We start from the raw sequence: 17,833 nt of genomic DNA, 5'->3' as shown, positions 1-17,833 counted from the left end.
TCACCTTGGCCTTGTCGTGGCCGTAGGGCAGCAGATCATCCGAGGAAATGCCGATCTTGGCACCAATCTCCTGAATGGGTTTCTTGTTCGCCTCACGGGCGATTTCAATGTCGGATTTGTAGCTCATCAGCAAGATCCTTGAAGCATGTCGGCCAATGCCGAAGGGTCGCCCCCTCGGCGCTGTTCAACCCATACCCGCCACCATTTCGAAACAGGGTATAGATTCCGACATTTTCATGCTTCGAAACGGCGTTGGGGGCCGTTAGACGTTTCAAATCGGAAACGCGGTATCCCTTGGGATACTTTCAAGGTGCCCAAGCGCGCTGATCGGGGATGAAAAGCTGCAACCGATCCCCCAGCGCCAGCCCGCCCGGGCGTTCGACCCAGGCTGTAATGCCCCGGCGATTCTTGGCGGCCGGTTTGAACGAGGCGCCATAGCCTGGCGATGTGGCCTCGATCTCGCGCCCAGGCAGCACGCAGGGGCGGTTTTCCATGTCCACGGTCAGCGTGACACCAGACGGCCCCTGAAGGCGGCTGGATGGCGGGACAAAGGTGAAGTCGGGGATGCCCTTGATCACGACTGTTGCCCCCAACAGGCCGGGATCAAGGGCGTCTAGGCCCATATCACCCGCAATGGCGTCCAGCTCCTCCCGCGACAGGATGGTCAACTGCCGCACATTGCGGATTTCCGTGCCTTCAGCGTAGAGATTGCGCACCCTTACACAAGACGCACGGTTGACGCCTTCGTGACGTTCTGCGGGCACGCCTGCAAAGCCACAGGTCAAATGATCGATCGTCTGCGCCTTGAGCGTACGCCCGGACGGTACGTGCCCCAGCCAGACGATTTCCCCTGCATATTGCGTTTCCTTCAACACCGGCATCTCGCGCCTCCTCAGCCTGTATCGGACGTCTTGAGTGATTGGGCACACCATACGGCAATTCGGAAAGTGTGCCAGAGAAACGAGGTGCTCCCGCCCGTCGATCAGGCATCAAAGATGCCCTCCTCCCGTTGGGCCGGGCCGCGCTGCGCGCGGCGGATGGAGACTGTGGCGAACCAGATGTCCCAAACGAAACCGCGCCGAGCCTTAGGCGAGGCGCCCGGCCCAAGGCCGTTAGCGGGGCTGACGCAGTCAGGTCTGCTCGGGCGCGGGAGCACACCTGCTTCGACAAAAAAAGCCCCGGAGGCATCCTCCGGGGCTTGTCTTGGTCTCACCAGCTTATGCCGTTGGTTCCGGCTCCATCCCACCGTCGGCCGACGGTTTCTTGGGCTTGGTCTTGGGAATGGCCGTGACGCTGGGTGCGCTCCCCTCATCCGGGCTGTCACCATCGTCGTCACCAGCGCTCGGAGGCTCGCCGTTCATGACGCGCCGGATCTCTTCGCCCGTCAGGGTTTCATACTCCAACAGGCCTTGCGCCAGACGTTCCCATTCGGTGTTCTTCTCGGTCAGGATCTGATGCGCGCGCTCATAGCCTTCCTGGATGAAGCGCTTCACCTCTTCCTCGATCATCTCCTTGGTGTTGGCCGATACCGAGAAGCCTGCAGTATTGCCACTGTAACCTTCATGCGCCTCGGCATAGTCGATGTTGCCGACCTTGTCGGACATGCCCCACCGCAGCACCATCGCGCGGGCCAATTGGCTGGCTTGCTGGATGTCACCGGCTGGGCCGTTGGACACATGGTCTTCGCCATATTTGATGATCTCGGCCGCTTTACCCGCCATGGTCATCGCCAGCTTCTGCTCACACTCCGACTTGTGCCAGTTCAGGCGGTCGATTTCGGGCAGAGACACCACCATCCCCAAGGCACCACCACGTGGAATGATCGTCGCCTTGTAGACCGGATCGCATTCCGGCAGTGCCAGGCCAACCACGGCGTGGCCGGCCTCGTGATACGCGGTTTTTTCCTTTTGGTCCTGGGTCAGAACCATCGAGCGCCGTTCGGCCCCCATCATCACCTTGTCCTTGGCGTTCTCGAAATCCTCCATCGTGACGAATCGACGGCCCACACGTGCAGCCATCAGCGCCGCCTCGTTCACGAGGTTTGCCAGATCCGCACCGGAGAAGCCCGGCGTACCGCGCGCGATGATGCGCAGGTCGACATCCGGCCCCAGCGGGGTCTTGCGGGCATGCACGCCCAGGATCTTTTCGCGCCCCTTGATGTCGGGGTTGCCTACGGTGACCTGACGGTCAAAGCGGCCCGGACGCAGCAGCGCGGGGTCCAGAACGTCTTTGCGGTTTGTCGCCGCCAGAATGATCACGCCTTCGTTGGCTTCGAACCCGTCCATCTCGACCAGCAACTGGTTGAGTGTCTGTTCGCGTTCGTCGTTGCCGCCGCCATAGCCTGCGCCACGATGGCGGCCCACAGCGTCGATTTCGTCGATGAATACGATACAGGGCGCGTTCTTTTTGGCCTGTTCGAACATGTCGCGCACACGGCTTGCACCCACACCCACGAACATCTCGACAAAGTCTGAGCCCGAAATGGTGAAGAACGGCACACCCGCCTCGCCCGCAATCGCACGGGCCAGCAGCGTTTTACCAGTGCCCGGAGGGCCCACCAGCAGCGCGCCTTTGGGGATCTTGCCGCCCAGACGCGAGAATTTCTGCGGGTTGCGCAGGAACTCGACGATTTCTTCCAGCTCTTCCTTGGCCTCGTCGATGCCAGCGACATCGTCAAAGGTCACCCGGCCATGCTTTTCGGTCAGCATCTTAGCCTTTGATTTGCCAAAGCCCATGGCACCACCTTTGCCACCGCCCTGCATCCGGTTCATGAAGTAAACCCAGACACCAATGAGCAGCAGGAAGGGCAGCAGCGTGATAATGAAGGACTGAAAGCCCGACTGCTGCTGTTTCTCGGCGCGAACCGGAACGTCGTTGTCGATCAACAGCGTCGTGACCTCGGCGTCACCCGGTTTGATGGTGACATAATCCTTTCCGTCCGCCGTTCGATACCGAACCTGTTCGCCATCCAGGGTCACCTGGCTGACTCCGCCGGTTTCAACCGCGCTGACAAAATCGGAATATGTTCGCTCCTGGCTTTGCAGGGTGCCCCCGGATCCGCTGAACAAATTGAACAGTGCAAGAATCAACAGGAACAGTACAACCCAGAAGGCGATATTGCGTGCGTTGCCCAAGGCAAATCTCCCAAATCTTCGGCTTTTGGAGGGTTAGCCGATCAGACCACTAAAATAGAGAGGATTGAGGCAGGTTCAATGCGATAAAAGCGAAGCAATGAACTCTTCTGTCGATGTTGCCCCCTGAATGGACCATCCATTGGCGGCTGCAGCAAAGGGTGCGGCCAGCACTTCATCCCCGCGCCAGGCGGCAGGTGAGGCCACAAGGGCGGCGTGTGGGCGCCCGGTTTCGCGCCAATTCGGGCACTGCAATAGGCCTTTATCACCAAGGGCTGCAATGGTGATGGCGTCCTCTTTCGGGCTAGTCAAACGCCACCTGTTGTCCCACAGCTCTCCGGGGTTGACCCGCAGATCCTTGACGGCGTTGTACTCGCGACAGACCCGCATCCATTGGCGTTGTTTGACAATCCGGCACCCAGCCAGTTGCGCCGGTGTCCCCTGCCCGATCGCAGACAGCGCCATTATCGTGGGCTGCCTCCGGGGCCTGTCTGTTCCACCATTGACCCATGCCACCGCTCCCAGCAACAGGCGCCGCGCGGTTTCCTGCGGCAGGGTCACGAACCGCTCCATGTCCAGCACCACATCGCCTGCGTCTACCTGACAGGTCAAACGCGCCTCGGCCTGCGTGTGATGATCCAGCGCCGCTTGCACATGCGCCATATTTTGCGCAACCTGGGCCAAAGCAGGTGTCGACAGCCCCAAATCGGACAGAGCCTCGCTGGCCTGGCGCATTCGAATGCGCTCAAACCGGGGGCTGTGATTCGATGGATCTTCGATCCAGTCCAGCCCCTGAAGTTGCAGGTAATCTCGTAGCTCTTGCCGACTGTACCCCAACAAGGGCCGCAACAGGGCGATGCCCCCAAGCATCCGCTGCTCCGGCATCGCTGCCAGGCCATCGACACCCGAGGCGCGGCTGAGCCCCATCAGAACAGTTTCGGCCTGATCATCTGCGGTGTGTCCCAACAACAGGGCCTGAACGCCCTGCTCCGTTGCCCAGTCGACCATGAGTTCGTAGCGCGCTTTGCGAGCCTCGGCCTGCAAATTGCCATCCCCTGCCCATCCGGACCACTTCAGTGTGGTGTGCGGAATCCCCCATGCTGCTGCCCATCGGTTGACTTGTCGGGCCTCTTCCGCAGCCTCGTTACGTAAACCATGATCAACCGTCACGGCCTGAACACGGATGTCGGTTGTTGCCGCCAATTGGCTCATCACATGCAGCAAGGCGGTGGAATCCCCACCACCCGAGACGGCAACAGCCACGTGATCCAAATGACGCGCATCAAGAAAAGCTTGCAGAGTGGTCAGCAGCGCTGCGTCGTCCGGGTTCAAGAGCACCCCAGTGAGGTCATTTCCTGTTGCGCATTGCTGACGGCCGCGGCGCTTGGGAAGCGCACGCTGACCTCGGCCAACGTCACACAGGCCTGATCCACCTGCCCCAGACGCCCCAGAGCCGCACCCAGTTCATAAAGTGCATCGGAGGCAACAGGGCCGGTGGAGTTGTTGGTAAAGCTGGCCAGATAGGCGCGGGCCGCTTCGCGGGTGTCGCCCAACCCATCAAGCGCTTTGCCCCGGTTCAGATGTGCGGCAGGGGCCAGCGGGCTGCCCGGGTAAGAGGCGTCGAAATTGTTCAAGAGATCAGCAGCCTTGCGATACTCACCCGCATCCAATGCAGCCTTGGCGGCGTCAAACTCGGCCTTTTCGCCCACAGCCAGCTCAGTGTCGTCTGGCTGGCTCGGCGTCACTGGAACGACAGGTGTGCTGTCGGTATCCCCACCCAATGTGGATGTTTCACCTAGCGTGGACACATCACCGCCCTCCAGTTCGACCAGCCGGAATTCCAGATCGCCGATGCGGTTGGTGCCATCGGCCACAATACGATCGATGCGCTGGTTCATCTGCTCGGTCTGGCGCGTCAGGCGCTGCAAGCTGGCCTCGATTGTGTCGACCCGATCCAGCACAGATCCGCTGGCTTGACTAGACGTCGGCGCGCCGGTTGTCGACAACTCGCGCTTGAGGCGTTGTATCTCCACGTTCAGAACCGTCAGCTCTTGCCGGATGTCGGCCAGGGTCTGCGCGTCCTGCGCGTTGGCCATGCCCGCCGTCAGCCCGATCACGGCTGCGAAAATCAAGCCTCGAACATGCATGCGCTTACCCCGTCAATCCACCGGCCAGCACGGTCACCGCGCGCCGGTTGTTGGCGTAGCACGCCTCTTCGCTGCAAATCTCGATCGGGCGTTCCTTGCCGTAGCTGACCACCTTCAGGCGGCTGCCCGCCACGCCGCGCGAGATCAGGAACTCGCGCGCCGCGTTGGCGCGACGTGCACCAAGGGCCAGGTTGTACTCGCGCGTCCCCTGTTCGTCGGCGTGCCCTTCGATCGTGGCCGCAAAGTCGGTGTTTTCCAGCAGCCAGTTGGCCTGCGCCAAAAGCGTTGCACGGGCTGCGTCGTTCAGGGTGGACTGATCAACCTCGAACAACACGCGATCGCCGACCGCCTGCTGGAAATACGCAGGTGAACTGGGATCCGCCGCTGATCCGGTGCCAGCAGAGCCGCCCAGGTTGACAGCGTTGGTGTCGTCGAGTGCCGAATTGTTTGTACAGGCTGCCATGGCCACAAGCGCCACCGCCATCGAAATCTTGCTCAAAAGGTTCATGTCAATTGTCCCGCGTGTGTCGCTTGTTGTTGATCTTCTCGTATCACAGCCCCCACGCCAAGTGAACGCAAGGGGAACTGTGATAAAGTGCTTGTCATTTCTGCCCCGTTATTTCTGTAAAGGCGACCATGCCGGATCGCTGCCTCCGTCAGGTGTGCGCACCGGGCGCAAGTTCCGGCCCGAGATATCCACCGTATAAAGAGACGAGCGCCCGTTTTCGCCCCGTGTTTCGCGCGTGAACATGATCACCCGACCATTGGGCGACCAGCTTGGCCCCTCGTCCAGGAAAGATGCGGTCAGCAGGCGTTCCTCACTGCCATCAGTGCGCATGACGCCTATGTGGAAGCGGCCCTTGTTCTGCTTGGTGAAGGCGATCAGATCGCCGCGCGGAGACCAGACCGGGGTGCCATAGCGGCCCTGGCCAAAGCTGATGCGCTTCGCCTCTCCGCCGCTGGCTGACATCACATAAAGCTGCGGCGTGCCTGAGCGGTCGCTTTCAAAGACGATCTGTTGACCGTCGGGCGAATAGCTGGGTGCCGTCTCGATCGATGGGGTGCTAGTCAGTCGTTGTGCCTGACCCGAGGCGATATTCATGGTGTAAAGGTCAGTGTTGCCGCCTTGGCTGAGCGAATAAACCACCGTCTGGCCATCAGGTGAAAAGCGCGGCGCAAAGCTCATTGTGCCTTCGGCGCTTTCCAGAACGCGACGTTGCACCTGGCCCACGTCCAGCACATGGATGCGGGGAAAGCCGCTTTCATAACTGGTGTACAGCACCCGGTCGCCGGTGGGCGAGAACCGTGGCGCGAGCACGATAGCCGAACTGTCGGTCAGGTACTGAACGTTGTGGCCATCATAATCCATGATGGCCAGACGCTTGCGGCGCTGATTCTTGGGGCCGCTTTCGGACACATAGACGACGCGGCTGTCGAAATATCCGCCTTCACCCGTGATCCGGCTGTAAACCGCATCGGCCACCTTGTGTGCCATACGACGCCAGCCATCACGCGTGCCGGAAAACTGCATGCCCGGCTCCATTTCCTTGTCCGAAAACACGTCCCAAACGCGAAACCGCACCGTCACGCGGTTGCCCGAGACGTTGACCGCGCCGGTGACCAGGGCCTGAGCATTGATCGCTTTCCAATCCGCAAATTTGATCGGATCGTCAAAGCCCGTGACCTGGCTGATGTAAGCGCTGGCGGGGATTTCGCGGAACAGGCCAGTACCAGAAAGGTCGGCGGCCACCACTCGGGCCAGATCGTCGGCCAATTCCGAGGCCGCCCCGCTGTCGGGAACAAAGTTTGGTACTGCAAAGGGCAGCGGCTCGATCACACCCTCGGTGATTTCGATCCGCAGCGGCTGATTCTGAGCATGGGCCACTGTCACCATCAGTGAAAGGCCCAGAAAAAGGCTTACCAAAAACTTCATCATTTGATCCGCATCCTCTCGGGATTGAATGTCACTTCGATGTCACGCCACTGGCCGTACTTCTCGGCCGGCAGATCATAGCCTTTTGCGCCACATCGGATAATAGCACGTCTTGCCGCCTGATACGCCTGTTGCGCCGAGGACGCAGAGCCGCCCGAACTGTCCAACATGCGGATCGAGCCCGCATCGGGTTTGCCATCCCTTTGCATCGAAAAGGCGACAATGACCGTGGTTTGCAGCGCCTCAGACGACAACGCACCGACGTTCCAGCACCGGGACATCGCCAAGCGCAGCCCGTCCTTTTCACCACCGGTGAGCGGCGGTCCAAGCGGGATGTCCTCCTGGCTGCCCGCCAAAGCCTCGGCCAACGCATCCTGAACCCCGCTGGGAGAGGCCGGTTGCGGCGTCGATTGCTCGGCCGTCTGCGTGGGTCGCGACGGACGACGCGCAGGCGGACGTGGTGAGCGCAGCGGAGCCAGTTCATCGCTTTCCTCGGCCTCGGTCACGATCTGATCCGTGGCCTCTTCGGGGGCGGTCTGCTCCTGTTCCGGCTGCGGCTCTTCTGCGCCCTCCTCAGCCACGACAGGCGGGGTTTCTACCTCATCAGGCTGTGCATCGGGCGGGGGTAGAGCCACGGGCTGCGGGGCCACTCGCTCTACCGGGCGCGGCTTGGGACGCTTGCCCGGCGGGTTCAGGTCGATTGCAGGCTCGGGGTCCGGCTGCACCAGAACAGCTGTGTCCTCGCTGACCTGCGGGTCAGGCACTTCGACCACCGGTTCGGGGAGCGGCTCTGGTGTTGGCTCGACCACGGGTTCGGGTTGTTGTTGCTCCGGCTCGGACTCAGGCTGCGGAGCTTCGGGTACGGCGACCTCAACCTCGGGCGTCTCGGGTTGTTGCAAGGCATCGGGCTGCTGCGCCACCTCGGGCGTTTGCACTGGCGCGCTGAGGGCTGCGAATTCCTCGGACGAAATCACCGAGACGTCCTGCACGTCAAACGGCAAGGGCTCGGACCGGAAGGCTCCGCCGAGAAACGCCCATCCGACCAGGGTCACATGGGCAATTGCCGAGATCTTGGTGCCGGTCTGCAAACCGCTGCCTCACTCTCCGCCTTCATCAAACGTAGGCCCGCCCGTGTCGGTCACAAGGCCCACGTTGGTAAACCCGCCCGCGTTGAGCGCGCCCATGACCTGCATCACCAGCGCATAAGGCACCGCCCCATCCGCGCGCAGGAACACCCGGTCGCTGGAGCGTTCGGCAGCGATGGCACGCAGCTTGGGCACCAGCTCATTTCGGGGAACGCCAGTGGTCTGGATCTCCACCGCCCCCTCGGCGGTGATGGTCACGGTCAGCGGCTCTTCGCCTTCAGATGGCAACGCACCCGCAGCGGTCTTGGGCAGTTCCACTGGAACGCCCACGGTCAACAGGGGTGCGGCCACCATAAAGATGATCAGCAGCACCAACATGACGTCGACAAAGGGCGTCACGTTGATCTCGGCCATGGGGCGCGCACGACCGCGCCTGCGCCCACGCCGACGCCCGCTGGCCTCGGCTGGTTGCTGTACACCCGCCCCCATGGATCAGCTGTCCAGTTGGCGCGACAGGATGGTCGCGAACTCGTCGGCAAAGGCCTCGTACCCTGCCACGATGCGGTCGCTGTCTGCGCTGAGTTTGTTGTAAAAGATTACCGCTGGGATCGCCGCAAGCAGGCCCAGGCCCGTCGCGAGCAAAGCCTCGGCAATGCCCGGCGCCACAACAGCCAGATTGGTGTTTTGTTGCTCGGCAATCTCGATGAAAGCGTTCATGATGCCCCAGACGGTGCCGAAAAGACCAATGAACGGCGCGGTGGAACCCACAGTAGCCAGCACTGGCAGGCCTTTCTGCAGAGCTTCGGCCTCTTTGTTGATGGCCACGTCCATCGACCGGTCGATGCGCGCCTGAGCACCCGCGATCAAACCGCCATCGGTCCGATGCGAGCGGCGCCATTCGATCATGCCGGCGGCAAATATCTTCTGCGAACTGCCCTTGGGCTCTGGTCCGATCTGTTCAAAAAGACCATCCAGAGGCTCGCCTGACCAGAACGACTGATCAAACACAGCCGCCTCACGCCGGGCGGTACGATACATGATCAGCTTTTGAATGATGATAGACCACGCCCAGAATGACGCCACCATCAAGATCAGCATCACCAGTTTGACGGTGAGCGTCGCGCGCGCAAACAATCCCCAAAACGAGAAATCGATCTCCTGCGCCAGCGCCAGAGTTTCTGCTTCCATGAACCTGCTCGTTCTTTGCCTTGCGACCGGTTTTGTCGGCCTTGTTTCGGCCGACGCTACCTCAGATCGGGGTGAAATGCCAACATAACCACCCCGAGCACACGATTTATCGCATCAATGCGCGAATCTCTGCCGGAAGGCGCGTGGGGCGGCCCTCGGTCGTCATGCAGACGGCGGTGACGGAAGCGCGGAAAATTTCCGTGTCACCGCGCGTGATCAGTTGGTTCATGGTCAGACGCACACCGGTCAGATCGGCAATCACCGTCTCGACCTGCAGCTCGTCATCAAACTTGGCTGTATTCAGGTATTCGGCCTCGATCTTGCGCACGACCCAGACCAGGCCTGCGTCCTTCATCGCGTTTTGATCATTGCCTATGTTGCGCACGTAGTCAGAGCGCGCCCGTTCGATGTAACGCAAGTAATTGGCGTGATAGACGATCCCGCCCATGTCGGTGTCTTCGTAATAGACGCGAATGGGAAAGAGATGTGTCACTGCGCTGCCCCCATCCGAGCAAAGATCCGCAGGGCGTGCGATGCATCCTGCGCGGCGGCAGGCAGCACCGGCTCATAAGCCGCCCGGATCACCTCGGCGATGTCGGGGCGCAGAATGGTGGTCTCACCGGCCACAGCCAACGGTGATCGGTCGCGAAAGGCCAGATCGGACCACAACAAAATGGTCTGCACCACCTGGCTAAGCGACAGTGTTTCGGCCGAGACCTTGGACAGCTCAGCATCCATGCGAAGAAAGACAAAAGCGGCCTTGATCGCCCCGTCCTGCTCGAACCGGAACGAGCGGTACTGGTTGGCGTCCATTTCGGTCAGCCGCGCCACCAAGGGGGCCAGATCGGGCACCAGACGGTCCAGGTCCGGCACCTCGAGCAGTTCGGCCCAATCGCGGAAAAAGAACACCATGCAATTGGCGCCCAGTTCAGGGTCCGTTTCGGCCATCTTGTGCCCCGCAAGCGTCACAACCGCCTCAAACGCGCCTTTGACGGTTTCCAGCGTCTGTTCCTCGACCCCAAAAACAATTGGCACGATCGGGCGCGACCAACGGGCAAACACGAAATCGCCACCGTCACGGGTGAACAGAGCCTCGATCTCTTGCGGTGTCATGCGTCTTGCGCCTCCAGATACCGGCCCCACTTTCGCTGCAGGGCCTCAGCGGGATCTATGCCCTGCCAATCCGCAAACAGCAACACAAAGCCCAAGAGATCGGCGACCTCATCTTCCAGATTCCGGCGCGATCCCGTGCCGCGCCCCTGCCCCGAGAGTTTCAGATAGGCCGACGTCACCTCGCCCAACTCCTCGGTCATTTTGCCCAGATACCAGGTGGCGTCGCGCTCTACATCGAAACGCTCTGCATAGAGTTCTGAAATCCGGCGCGCCAAAGCGGTCAGGTCTGAAAGTCGCTCATCCATGGTTTCTTCGTGTTCCAAATACGGCCGCCGGAGGCGTCCCTAACCAAACAAATCACTCTGACTTTTGGGCATGGGCAAACCCAGATGCGCCCAGGCCTTTTGCGCCAGCATCCGCCCGCGCGGCGTGCGCTGGATCAGGCCCTGTTGCAACAGATAGGGCTCGATCACCTCTTCCAGCGCATCACGGCTTTCCGACAGGGCTGCCGACAACGTCTCGATCCCCACGGGACCGCCGCTGTAGTTTTCGGCAATCAGCTTCAAATACCGTCGGTCCGCGCCATCCAAGCCCAGTTGATCCACGCCAAGACGCGTAAGCGCGCCATCAGCCAACTCGCGGGTGATGTGCCCGTCGCCCTCGACCACGGCAAAATCCACCACCCGGCGCAGCAATCGGCCAGCGATCCGAGGGGTGCCGCGGGCGCGACGCGCAATCTCGCGCGCGCCTTCGTCATCTGCAGGCGCGCCCAGCTTGCGGGCGTTGCGGGTGACGATTTCGTGCAGTTCATCCACCGTGTAGAACTGCAGCCGCGTCGGGATGCCAAAGCGGTCGCGCAGCGGCGTCGTCAGCAGACCCATGCGCGTTGTCGCCCCCACCAGCGTGAAAGGCTGCAATTCGATCCGCACCGTGCGTGCGGCGGGTCCTTCACCGATCACCAGATCGAGCTCGAAATCCTCCATCGCGGGATACAGCACCTCTTCGACAGCCGGATTCAGACGGTGGATCTCGTCGATGAACAGCACGTCGCGGCTTTCCAGATTTGTCAGGATCGCCGCCAGATCGCCCGCCTTGGCCAAGACAGGCCCGGAGGTCATGCGAAAGTTCACGCCCAACTCGCGCGCCACGATCTGCGCCAGCGTAGTTTTGCCCAGGCCGGGGGGACCGTGGAACAGCGTATGGTCCATTGCCTCGCCGCGTTGTTTGGCGGACTGGATGAACACGCGCAGGTTGGCCCGCGCCTCGGCTTGGCCGATGAATTCACCCAAGCCTTGCGGACGCAGGGCGCGGTCGTTGTCCTCTGGCAGCGGGTCGGGGCGCAAGGCGGGGTCAGCGTCGATCATTCATCTCACCCCTTGGGTGCCAGCAGTTTCAGCGCCGCGCGGATCAGTTCCGCCTCACCCGCATCGGGGTTGGACACCGCGGCCTCAGCCACCGCCGACGCCGCATCAGAGGGGCCATATCCAAGGTTTGAGAGCGCCGACAAAGCGCCCGCCGAGGCGGCTGCCGCTCCAGAGGGGGCCGCCGGTTTCTTGCGCGGCTTGGGTTTGGGTGCTGGATCTGCTGCTTCGATCACGTCCAACTCGGGGCCGTCCATCGCCTCGGTCACCGTGCCGCCCAAGGCCATGACACCCGGCGCCTTGTCCTTGAGGTCGAGCACGACACGCTGTGCGGTTTTGGGACCGACACCTTTGGCCGCCTTGACCGAAGCCCAATCGCCAAGCGCAATGGCGCGGCTGACCCCATCCGGCCCCAGCGTGCCCAGAATGGCCAACGAGACCTTGGCGCCGATCCCTTGCACGGAACACAGCAGACGATGCCACTCTTTCTCGATCAGCGAAGTGAAGCCATAAAGCTGCATCAGATCTTCGCGCACCACCATGTCGGTATAAAGCGAGACCGCTTCACCCACGCCGGGCAACGACGCCAGCGTCCGGTCCGAGCAATACACGATATACCCCACCCCCCGCACGTCGATCAGGATGTGATCGGCGGCCCGATAATCCAGCCGCCCTGTTAGCTTGCCAATCATGCCTGTACCTCTCGCAGCCGGATATCACCCTTGCCGCCATAATGCGCGTGGCACATGGCGATGGCCAGAGCATCCGCCGCGTCGGCGCCCGCAGGCTGACAGCCGGGCAATTGCAGTTTCACCATGTAAAGGATCTGCTGCTTGTCGGCGTGACCTGCGCCAACGATCGTTTTCTTGACCTTGTTGGGGGCATATTCGCCGATTGGGATGCCCGCCTGCGCCAGGGTCAGCAATGCCACCCCGCGCGCTTGGCCCAGTTTCAGCGTGCCCGCGCCATCCTTATTCACGAATGTCTGTTCGATGGCCGCCTGATCTGGAGCGTGCCGGGCGACCACGTCGGTGAGCTGCTCATGCAACGACAAGAGCCGCTCTGCCAGATCGCCCGAACCAGAGGTGCAATGACCGTTGGCAACGTGGCTCAACCGGCTGCCGTTTGATTCGATTACGCCCCATCCCATGGTCCGCAATCCGGGGTCGATGCCCAGAATTCGCATAAATCCGCCCACGCCCTGCTCGTTTTTGTAACGTTTCTCACGGACTAGCACGAAAGGAGAACATTTTCCAAGCGCTTTGCGTTCACAGAAAAAAACGACGCCGCCTGTTCCGCACGCGACTTTCAGTCTGAAAACGACATGCTGCAATGCAGAAAGCGACACTTTTTCGACACCTGATCACCCTTTATTTCATGACTGTTTCAGCCATTTCGACCCTTGCAGAAATTGCATAGGACACATGCAATTTTGATCTCTTGTGCCGGTGATTTGCCCGCCATAAGTGCGGCTCAGAACGAACACAGTGACTACTCACACAAACCAGAAGGAACATGGATATGGCTGCACTGGACACCACCCGCACCTATGGCTCGACCGGCCTCGTTGGCCGTATCGGCGCAACATTCGCATCCGCAGTGAACGCAATCGCCCTGTGGAACGACGCCCGCGTCACCCGCAACACCCTGTCGGAACTGTCCGACCGCGAACTGGAAGACATCGGTCTGATCCGCGGCGACATCGACGGCGTTGCAGAAGGGTCGCACCGCTTCTGAGCCTCTCTTCCCCGTCTCTCCCTCGGGGATCACAAGAAACGCCGCATGACCCCTGTCATGCGGCGTTTTCTTTTGTCGGAATGGCCGACAAGTCGAACCGGCGATCAATCCTGCCCTAGCGCAGGACTGGACCGATCTTTGATGCGATGAATTCCGAAACAGGATCGACAGCCATCAAGGCAGCACCGCCCTGCTCGACAACAGTTCCCTCGCTCAACCGCGCAAGCCGATCCTCGTATCCCGCAGGGCCCAGGTTGGCCAGCAGGAAGCCCTTGAACGCAAGAAAGCCAAACACAAAGAGTGCCAATGCACGCAGGGATACGCCGGGCCGGGCCCGTCGTGGTTTCACCTCGATCAGCCCGTCAGAGCGCAGGCGGTGTGTGTACCCGCGCGACATGGCCTGATGTTTCCGCGTCAGTTTACTGACACGACGATTAAAGTGGAGATGGTCCTCAACCATGGCAGCCTCCGTCTCACCGGCCCCCACCAGCGATTGAGACAACCTACGGCCAAAATGTGTCCGAACCAAGGCCCACGTCTAAAATGCCCCTAAAACTGGTCTAAATTGCGGCATTTCTTTGAATTGTGAGCGTTGTCCACTCACCAATCTCGTCGCGATGAACCAGATTGTTTCCGTTCTGCGCATAGACCTCGACCACTTCGTCGGCCTGGTCGTTCAAAATGCCCGACAGAATCGCGTATCCGCCGGGGCGCAGGTGCGATGTCACATCCGGAGACAGGGCCACCAGCGGACCTTTGAGGATATTGGCAAAGACCAGATCATAGGGCGCATGGGCCGCCAGATCGGGGTGATCAAAGCCCGCAGCCTCCAGACATTTGACAGTACCTTCCATGCCGTTGGCCTTGAGGTTGGCTTCGGCCACATCCACCGCGACCTCGTCGATGTCGCTGGCTAGGATATCGCCGGTCCAGACCCGCGCCGCCGCCATGGCCAGAACGGCGGTGCCGCAGCCGATGTCGGCCACTTTGGCGCCTTCAAACCCGTCTGAAATCAGCCGGTCCAGCGCACGCAGGCACCCCAGCGTGGTGCCGTGGTGACCTGTGCCAAACGCCATCGCCGCCTCGATCAGCAGCGGGATGCTGCCCTCGGGCACCTTGTCGGCGTCATGGCTGCCGTAGACAAAGAAGCGGCCTGCTTCGACCGGGGCCAGTTCACGACGCACATGGGCGACCCAGTCGGTTTCGGGCAGTTCCGAGATGACGAACGGCTTGGCCTTGAACGTTGCAGCCAACAGTGCCAGCCCTGCCTCGTCCGGGGATTCCGTAAAGTAGCCACCGACTTCCCACAGGCCCGAGCCGTCCTCGACTTCGAATACACCGATGCCGGTGGGTTCGGGGGTCAGGCGTTCCATCGCCTCGCCCAGGGCTTCGGCGGGGGCTTTGCCCATCAACGTGGTAAGTGCGGTAAAGGTCGGCATCAGCGTCTCCTGAATCTGTCCGCATGCGCGTAGGGCCGTGGCGGCTCAAGGTCAAGCTCGGATACCATGGTGCGGCCGAGGGATTGCACATAGAGCCAGCCCCACCAGGCCGCCCCTGCCCCAACCAGTATGGTGACGACCGCTTGCGCATAGATGACGCCGGGCGCACCGTACCAACCTGCCAGGACCCAGGCGAAGGGCAGCGTGAGCATCCCGTCCCGGATCCATGACACCAACGTGGCCCAACCGGGCTTTGCCAGCGCGTTGAAGGCAGCCGAGGCCACATAGAGTGCGGCAGCAAAGACAAAGCCGCCCGCGCCGATATAGACAAAGCTCAGCACCACCTCGACACCGGCGCCAGTGACGGCAAATGCCTCGACGATCCACGGACCAAGCAAGGCCAGCAGAGACCAGGTGACAGCGGTGTAGATTAGACCAAAGATCAGCGCATCACGATAGGTGCGGCACAGACGGTCGTGGCGCTGCGCACCAAAGTTCTGGCCAAAAATGCCACCGATGGCCCCTGAAAGCGAAAAGATCCCACCAAAAGCCACAACGGTCAGGCGACCCACGACGGCCCAGCCGGCCATCGCCTCATCCCCGAAGCCCGCCATGACGGCGGTCAACAGGTAGTTGCCTACGGGTGTTGCCATCTGCGCTGCAATCGCTGGCAGGGCGATGGCGAAATAAGGCGCCGCAGTTTCGCGCAACCCATTCAGGCTGGGCCGCGCCAGCAAGTCATGCGTGCCGATGGCAAAGCGCAGCGCCACCACCAGCATCACAACGCGCGAGATGTTCAGCCCCACGGCCGCACCATCCAAGCCCCAGCCAAAGCCCACGATCATGATCGGGTCGATCACCATGGCAACCACGCCCGAGGTCAAAGTGACCATCATCGACCGCATTCCGTCGCCTTCGGCCCTGAGTGTGCCATTGGCAATCATCGACACGGCCATGACACCGAGGCTGGGCACCGACATTGCCAGATAGCGCGCTGCAAGCGCCGCCGTCTCTCCGGTCGCGCCAGACAGCGCGATAATGTCGTGCCGGAAGATGAAAATCATCGCGGCCACCGAGCTTTGGATCGTGAAGGCGATCATCGCTGCACTTGTGGCATTGCGGCGCGCCAGCGGTCGGTTGTCTTCACCAATGCGGCGCGAAACAAGAGCGGTGGAGGCGATCATCAGGCCGATCCCGGCCGAGACCGAGAAATACTGGATCGCAAAAGCAAAGCCGATGGCGGCCATCAACTTGGGGTCGCCCAGCTGTGAAATCCAAAAAAGGTTGGCGGCATCCACGAGAAAGACAAAGGTGATCCCCATGGCCCCCGTCATGGTCATGCGCACCACATGCCCCATGGTGGAGCCGGTCACGAACCGCCCTTTGTCAGCCATCCGCACTCATTCCGCAGGCGCCGGTTGGGGCCGAGCAAAGATTGTCTCGTGTCCGGGTTCCGGATGGCGTGGGATCAGCATCGACAAGGCCAACGATATCATCGCCATACAGGACGCCAGAACAAAGACCGCCGCCGGAGAGACTACCCACAAGAGGCCAAGCAACACTGGCAGGAAGACCGCCGCGATGTGGTTGATGGTAAAGGCCACGGCTGCCGTTGGCGCGATATCACCGGGATCGGCGATCTTCTGGAAATAGGTCTTCAGCGCCATCGCCAGACCAAACAGGATGTGATCGATCACATAGAGGAACGCCGCCAGCATGAAGCCCCAGCCAAACCAGTAGAGCCCCCCATAGGCCCCAAAGACCAGCGCCAAACCAATGTACTCAAACATCAGCGTCCGGCGCTCACCGAACTTGGCGACGGCCTTGCCCAAAAAGGGGGCCGCAAACATGTTGATCACCAGGTTGATCAGATAAAGGCCGGTCAGCTCGTGCACCTCGAACCCAAAGCGTTCGACCATCATGAAGCCGGCAAAAACCATGAAGATCTGCCGCCGCGCGCCGGACATGAACTGCAGCGCGTAATAGAGCCAGTATCGTTTCCGCAGCACCATCTTCTTGACCTGCGGCGTCGGCGCCTCGAATTGAGGATAGGCCAGCAGACAGAAGACCGCGATGGCCGCCGTCACCCCGCCCGAAAGCATGAAGACGATGTTATACGTCAGGTTGAGAGTGTCCCACATCATCACGATCAGGACAAAAACCACGGTCGTTGTGGCAGACCCGGCTGCCATCAGCCAGCCCAGCATTTGCGGTGCCCGCTCCTTGGGCAGCCATTGCAACTGTAGAGATTGGTTCACAGTCTCATAATAATGAAACCCAATCGAGCTAAGCAGGGTCAGAAACAGCAGGCCCTGCAAGCTGGGAAACCAAGCGGTAAAGGCCGTGGCGACCCCCAACATGAAAAGCGAGATCAGCCCGAGCACCTGCTCGCGCACGAAGATGATGATAGCGATGACCCCAACGGCCAGAAATCCCGGAATCTCGCGCACGGTGTGCAGCAATCCGATGTCCGCACCATCAAAATCTGCGACCTCGATGACGAAATTGTTCAGCAGCGCATACCAAGCATAAAACGCAATCGGCATGGCCATTGCGGTGACAAACAGTAGGGTAAAGGGCCGCCGCCAGAACGGAAGGGAGTGCGCCTCGGCAAGGGGGATCGGTTTCATCATGAGATTTCTCTACGCCGATTGGTGGGCGCTGGCGAGCGCAAAGCGACCAGCGCACATCTCGTCTGC

At 61.1% G+C, this 17,833-nt stretch carries 21 protein-coding genes; 1 reads left to right on the top strand and 20 read right to left on the bottom strand.

Features of this window, described 5'->3' with window-relative positions:
* From TRM7615_RS08500 to ruvC, 16 genes are all read right to left on the bottom strand, one after another.
* Positions 1-127 (bottom strand): formate--tetrahydrofolate ligase (locus TRM7615_RS08500; RefSeq protein ID WP_125133658.1); only part of this gene is annotated, 127 nt, incomplete at its 3' end.
* 178 nt (positions 128-305) lie between these two features.
* The gene (locus TRM7615_RS08495) at positions 306-881 is read right to left on the bottom strand and encodes an MOSC domain-containing protein (protein WP_108786464.1); all 576 of its coding nucleotides are present in this window, start codon (positions 879-881) and stop codon (positions 306-308) included.
* A gap of 336 nt (positions 882-1,217) precedes the next feature.
* The gene (ftsH, locus tag TRM7615_RS08490) at positions 1,218-3,134 is read right to left on the bottom strand and encodes an ATP-dependent zinc metalloprotease FtsH (RefSeq protein ID WP_108786463.1); all 1,917 of its coding nucleotides are present in this window, start codon (positions 3,132-3,134) and stop codon (positions 1,218-1,220) included.
* Positions 3,135-3,209: 75 nt separating this feature from the next.
* Positions 3,210-4,463, bottom strand: a complete 1,254-nt coding sequence (tilS, locus tag TRM7615_RS08485) for a tRNA lysidine(34) synthetase TilS (protein ID WP_235824046.1) — start codon at positions 4,461-4,463, stop codon at positions 3,210-3,212.
* Positions 4,460-5,278 (bottom strand): tol-pal system protein YbgF, encoded by an 819-nt coding sequence (ybgF, locus tag TRM7615_RS08480; RefSeq protein WP_108786462.1) that lies wholly within the window; start codon positions 5,276-5,278, stop codon positions 4,460-4,462. The genes tilS and ybgF overlap by 4 nt, the downstream gene beginning before the upstream one ends.
* Before the next feature lie 4 nt (positions 5,279-5,282).
* Positions 5,283-5,786 (bottom strand): peptidoglycan-associated lipoprotein Pal, encoded by a 504-nt coding sequence (gene pal, locus TRM7615_RS08475; protein WP_108786461.1) that lies wholly within the window; start codon positions 5,784-5,786, stop codon positions 5,283-5,285.
* Between the two features lie 108 nt (positions 5,787-5,894).
* A complete protein-coding gene (gene tolB / locus TRM7615_RS08470; protein WP_108786460.1) occupies positions 5,895-7,214 on the bottom strand; it encodes a Tol-Pal system beta propeller repeat protein TolB in 1,320 nt (439 codons plus the stop codon).
* Positions 7,211-8,299: a cell envelope integrity protein TolA gene (tolA, locus tag TRM7615_RS08465; protein ID WP_108786459.1), complete on the bottom strand. Its 1,089-nt coding sequence runs from the start codon at positions 8,297-8,299 to the stop codon at positions 7,211-7,213. Before tolA ends, tolB begins: the two co-directional genes overlap by 4 nt.
* 9 nt (positions 8,300-8,308) lie before the next feature.
* Positions 8,309-8,785, bottom strand: coding sequence for a protein TolR (gene tolR / locus TRM7615_RS08460; RefSeq protein ID WP_108786458.1), 477 nt, complete (start codon positions 8,783-8,785; stop codon positions 8,309-8,311).
* Between the two features lie 3 nt (positions 8,786-8,788).
* Positions 8,789-9,484 carry a protein TolQ gene (gene tolQ / locus TRM7615_RS08455; RefSeq protein ID WP_108786457.1) on the bottom strand — a complete coding sequence of 232 codons (696 nt, stop codon included), beginning with the start codon at positions 9,482-9,484 and terminating at the stop codon, positions 8,789-8,791.
* 106 nt (positions 9,485-9,590) lie between these two features.
* On the bottom strand, positions 9,591-9,977 hold the full coding sequence (ybgC, locus tag TRM7615_RS08450) for a tol-pal system-associated acyl-CoA thioesterase (protein WP_108786456.1): 387 nt from the start codon (positions 9,975-9,977) through the stop codon (positions 9,591-9,593).
* Complete coding sequence (locus TRM7615_RS08445) at positions 9,974-10,597, bottom strand: hypothetical protein (RefSeq protein ID WP_108786455.1); 624 nt, start codon at positions 10,595-10,597, stop codon at positions 9,974-9,976. The genes ybgC and TRM7615_RS08445 overlap by 4 nt, the downstream gene beginning before the upstream one ends.
* Positions 10,594-10,902, bottom strand: coding sequence for a nucleoside triphosphate pyrophosphohydrolase family protein (locus tag TRM7615_RS08440; RefSeq protein ID WP_108786454.1), 309 nt, complete (start codon positions 10,900-10,902; stop codon positions 10,594-10,596). Before TRM7615_RS08440 ends, TRM7615_RS08445 begins: the two co-directional genes overlap by 4 nt.
* A gap of 39 nt (positions 10,903-10,941) precedes the next feature.
* Positions 10,942-11,961 carry a Holliday junction branch migration DNA helicase RuvB gene (ruvB, locus tag TRM7615_RS08435; protein WP_108786453.1) on the bottom strand — a complete coding sequence of 340 codons (1,020 nt, stop codon included), beginning with the start codon at positions 11,959-11,961 and terminating at the stop codon, positions 10,942-10,944.
* A 5-nt stretch (positions 11,962-11,966) separates the two neighbouring features.
* Positions 11,967-12,650 (bottom strand): Holliday junction branch migration protein RuvA, encoded by a 684-nt coding sequence (gene ruvA / locus TRM7615_RS08430; RefSeq protein ID WP_108786452.1) that lies wholly within the window; start codon positions 12,648-12,650, stop codon positions 11,967-11,969.
* A complete protein-coding gene (gene ruvC / locus TRM7615_RS08425) occupies positions 12,647-13,144 on the bottom strand; it encodes a crossover junction endodeoxyribonuclease RuvC (RefSeq protein ID WP_108786451.1) in 498 nt (165 codons plus the stop codon). The genes ruvA and ruvC overlap by 4 nt, the downstream gene beginning before the upstream one ends.
* Before the next feature lie 335 nt (positions 13,145-13,479).
* Between ruvC and TRM7615_RS08420 the strand changes: the two genes are divergently transcribed.
* Positions 13,480-13,695 carry a DUF1127 domain-containing protein gene (locus tag TRM7615_RS08420; protein ID WP_108786450.1) on the top strand — a complete coding sequence of 72 codons (216 nt, stop codon included), beginning with the start codon at positions 13,480-13,482 and terminating at the stop codon, positions 13,693-13,695.
* Between the two features lie 115 nt (positions 13,696-13,810).
* Here the strand turns inward: TRM7615_RS08420 and TRM7615_RS08415 are convergent, their stop codons facing one another.
* From TRM7615_RS08415 to TRM7615_RS08400, 4 genes are all read right to left on the bottom strand, one after another.
* Positions 13,811-14,155 (bottom strand): hypothetical protein, encoded by a 345-nt coding sequence (locus TRM7615_RS08415; protein WP_108786449.1) that lies wholly within the window; start codon positions 14,153-14,155, stop codon positions 13,811-13,813.
* Positions 14,156-14,255: 100 nt separating this feature from the next.
* A complete protein-coding gene (locus TRM7615_RS08410; RefSeq protein ID WP_108786448.1) occupies positions 14,256-15,134 on the bottom strand; it encodes a 50S ribosomal protein L11 methyltransferase in 879 nt (292 codons plus the stop codon).
* The gene (locus tag TRM7615_RS08405) at positions 15,134-16,528 is read right to left on the bottom strand and encodes an MATE family efflux transporter (RefSeq protein ID WP_235824045.1); all 1,395 of its coding nucleotides are present in this window, start codon (positions 16,526-16,528) and stop codon (positions 15,134-15,136) included. The genes TRM7615_RS08410 and TRM7615_RS08405 overlap by 1 nt, the downstream gene beginning before the upstream one ends.
* A gap of 6 nt (positions 16,529-16,534) precedes the next feature.
* The gene (locus tag TRM7615_RS08400; protein ID WP_108786447.1) at positions 16,535-17,767 is read right to left on the bottom strand and encodes an MFS transporter; all 1,233 of its coding nucleotides are present in this window, start codon (positions 17,765-17,767) and stop codon (positions 16,535-16,537) included.
* Positions 17,768-17,833 lie beyond the last annotated feature (66 nt).

The sequence above is a fragment of the Falsiruegeria mediterranea M17 genome (genome assembly GCF_900302455.1).
Taxonomy (GTDB): domain Bacteria; phylum Pseudomonadota; class Alphaproteobacteria; order Rhodobacterales; family Rhodobacteraceae; genus Falsiruegeria; species Falsiruegeria mediterranea.
This window is presented reverse-complemented; position numbering and strand designations above follow the sequence as displayed.